The sequence below is a fragment of the Frankia sp. AgKG'84/4 genome, from assembly GCF_023242965.2.
Lineage (GTDB): Bacteria > Actinomycetota > Actinomycetes > Frankiales > Frankiaceae > Frankia.
Genome location: NZ_JALKFU020001173.1, coordinates 1 through 2,711, shown reverse-complemented (window position 1 = coordinate 2,711; position 2,711 = coordinate 1). Strand labels below are relative to the sequence as shown.

The window sequence follows — 2,711 nt, the reverse complement described above, 5'->3', positions numbered from 1 at the left end:
GGACACGGCGGCGACAGGCCAGGCGCCGGGGTGGAGGTCGCCGCAGCGGCTCCGGGCGTTCCCGCCGGGCGCGCCGCCACCGGTCGACCCTGGATGGAGGCGATCACCCGCCCACACGTGGTCGTACTAGGCGATCGGACCCCGGCCGCGCCGGCACCGGCGGCCGGTCCACCACCGTCCCAGCGCGTTCCAGCCGTCACGGTAATCCCGTCGACGACCATGGAAACGCCGCCGGACACGCCAACGCCGCTGGCGGTGGCATCACCTGCGCCCATCCCCAGGCCCATCCCGATGCCCATCCCCACCCCCACCCCCATCCCCACCCCGGCGCCGGAACCGGAACGAGTGCCGCAGTCACAACCCGATCTGGCGCCGGCGGCGGTCGAGGCACAGCCGGCCCTCGAGTGGCCGCCGGCGGGGCTGGAGGTGGAGCCGCGCGGGGAGGCGCTGGGCGACGACGGCTTCGCGCTGCGCCGGTGCCTGGACTGTCGGGCCTGGCTTGATCCGGTGCCGCCGCGCTGCGGGCACTGCGGCGGGCAGACGGTGCTGGAGTCGACGAGCGGGACCGGCGTCGTGGACAGCTTCATCGTCATGCGTCAGCCGCCGATGCGGGCATTCGCCGGCCGCCGACCGTACGCACTGGCCCTGGTCACCCTGGACGAAGGACTCCAGCTGCCCGGTCGACTCGATGGCATCCGCCCGGCCGAGGTGACCATCGGCCAGCCGGTGCGCGCCGCTTTCGACCTGCGACCAGGCGCAGAAGCCCCGCGTGTCGTTTTCCGCCCACGCGTACTGGCGGAGATCGCGGCGGCGTCCTAACCCGATCCGCTGGCTTGGAGCGGCACGGAGTATTGCCCGTCGCCAGCGGGATGCCATTGTTGACCGGTGAGCACGGGGGCGCCGGGTGGCGGGGCAGAGGCGGCTGACGGGCCGCGCGCGGTCTTCATCAGCGTTCTCGTGATTCTCTCGCCGGACTATCTCGCCTCACGGTGGTGCAGGTCGGAGTTGAACGCGGCACTGGCGGATGCGATCGGGGGCGGCACGCCGGTCATTCCCGTGCGTATCCGCCAGTGTGAGTCCCCGCCGCTACTACGGACGATCAATCGCATCACGCCCCCCACCTGCCGGCGAACAATCACGGTGGAGGCGGTGGGGTCGGCGTCGGTAGGCGCGGCCCGCTCAGGCCACCTGCCGCCAGGCGTCGGCCAGGGCGGTGAAGCTGGCACGGCGGCGGTCGCGGTCCAGGCTTGGGGTGACCACGACGATCTCGTCGACCTGGGCCTGCTGCCGGAGTTCGAGCAGGCGGGCGGCGACGGATTTCGGCTCGCCGGTCACCATCCGGGCGTCGTCGTGGCGGCGGGCGGCGGCGAACTGCGGCGAGCGGGCGTACGCCCGGACGTCCTGGGGCCGCAGCGGTTCGCGGACCCCGCGGGTGATGTTCTGGATTTGCAGGGTCCAGGATGCCTCGAACTCGCCGATCGCCTCCTCGTCGTCGCTGGCGAAGGCCAGGACGGACATCGCCGAGTACGGCGACGCGCCGTCGGTACGCGGGGTGAAGTCGCGTCGGTAGGCGCGTAGTGCCTCGACGGCGAGGTCCGGGCTCATGTGGTGGGCGAACACGGCGCTCAGGCCATTGACGGCGGCGAACTTCGGGCCGTAGGGGCTGGAGCCCAGCACGAACAGTTCGGGCCGTTCCTCGACCAGCGGCGCGGCCACGAGCCGCTCGTAGGGATGGCCGGCGGGGAAGCCGTCGCCCAGGAACGCCAGCAGCTCGCCGACCTGTCCGGGGAACTCGGCCCCCGGGTCGGCGGACACGCCCCGGCGCAGCACATGGGCCGTCAACGGATCGGTCCCCGGCGCGCGGCCGAGCGCGAGATCGATGCGCCCCGGGTACATCGCCAGCAGCGTCCGGAACGTCTCGGCGACCTTGAACGGCGTGTGGTTCGGCAGCATGATCCCGGCGGCGCCGACCCGGATCCGAGAGGTCCGGGCACCGACGTGCGCGGTCAGCAACTCCGGGGCGCTACACGCCAAGCTGGCCATGTTGTGGTGCTCCGACACCCAGTACCGCCGGTAGCCGGCCGCCTCGACGGCCTGCGCGATGCCCACCGCGCCGGCGATCGCGGCGCTCGGGGGCTCGCCGTGCTCGATCCCGACGAAGTCGAGGACCGCCAGGGGAAGAACGTCGTCAGCAACACTCACCTCCACCTCAATTCCCGGCCGCCCGAGCGCATTCCGCTGCGGCCCGCTGTGCCCCACGACGGTGCCGTGACGAGGCGGGTTACGGTCGGACCTAGGCGCGTGGACATCTGGAGTGACGTCGTCTGCCCCTGGTGCTACATCGGGAAGGCGCGGTTCGAGCGCGCCCTGGCCGGCTTCGCACACCGGGACGAGGTGAGCGTGGTGTTCCACTCCTACGAGCTGGACCCGACGCTGCCCCGCGGCGAGTCCGGTCCGCTGCGCGAGGCGCTGGCCGCGAAGTTCGGGCGCTCCGTCGAGGAGATCGCCGTGATGGAGGACCGGGTCGCCGACGCCGCCCGCGGCGAGAGGCTGGCGTACACCGCGGACCGGCTCAGCGGGAACACCTTCGACCTGCATCGGCTGCTGCACCTGGTCACCGATGTCGGCTGGCAGGCCGAGGCGGTCAGCGCCCTGCACGCGGCGCATTTCGGCGCGGGCCGGCCGGTGTTCGACGCCGCCGGCCGCGACGC

General features: G+C 72.8%; 3 protein-coding genes and 1 pseudogene. 3 read left to right on the top strand and 1 reads right to left on the bottom strand.

Going from position 1 to position 2,711, the window contains the following annotated elements:
- Nucleotides 1-291 precede the first annotated feature (291 nt).
- Nucleotides 292-819 carry a Zn-ribbon domain-containing OB-fold protein gene (locus MXD58_RS28330; RefSeq protein WP_248836996.1) on the top strand — a complete coding sequence of 176 codons (528 nt, stop codon included), beginning with the start codon at nucleotides 292-294 and terminating at the stop codon, nucleotides 817-819.
- 66 nt (nucleotides 820-885) lie between these two features.
- Nucleotides 886-1,098: pseudogene (locus tag MXD58_RS31480) on the top strand (toll/interleukin-1 receptor domain-containing protein); the annotation flags it as partial.
- Nucleotides 1,099-1,179: 81 nt separating this feature from the next.
- Here MXD58_RS31480 and MXD58_RS28325 read toward each other — a convergent pair.
- Nucleotides 1,180-2,202 carry an LLM class flavin-dependent oxidoreductase gene (locus MXD58_RS28325; protein WP_248836995.1) on the bottom strand — a complete coding sequence of 341 codons (1,023 nt, stop codon included), beginning with the start codon at nucleotides 2,200-2,202 and terminating at the stop codon, nucleotides 1,180-1,182.
- A gap of 99 nt (nucleotides 2,203-2,301) precedes the next feature.
- Between MXD58_RS28325 and MXD58_RS28320 the strand changes: the two genes are divergently transcribed.
- On the top strand, nucleotides 2,302-2,711 hold a 410-nt coding region (locus tag MXD58_RS28320), incomplete at its 3' end, for a DsbA family protein (RefSeq protein ID WP_250611227.1).

What these genes read in the sequence shown, in the direction of transcription:
- MXD58_RS28330 (WP_248836996.1), top strand. Translation starts at nt 292, where the DNA reads ATGCCCATCCCCACCCCCACCCCCATCCCCACCCCGGCGCCGGAACCG.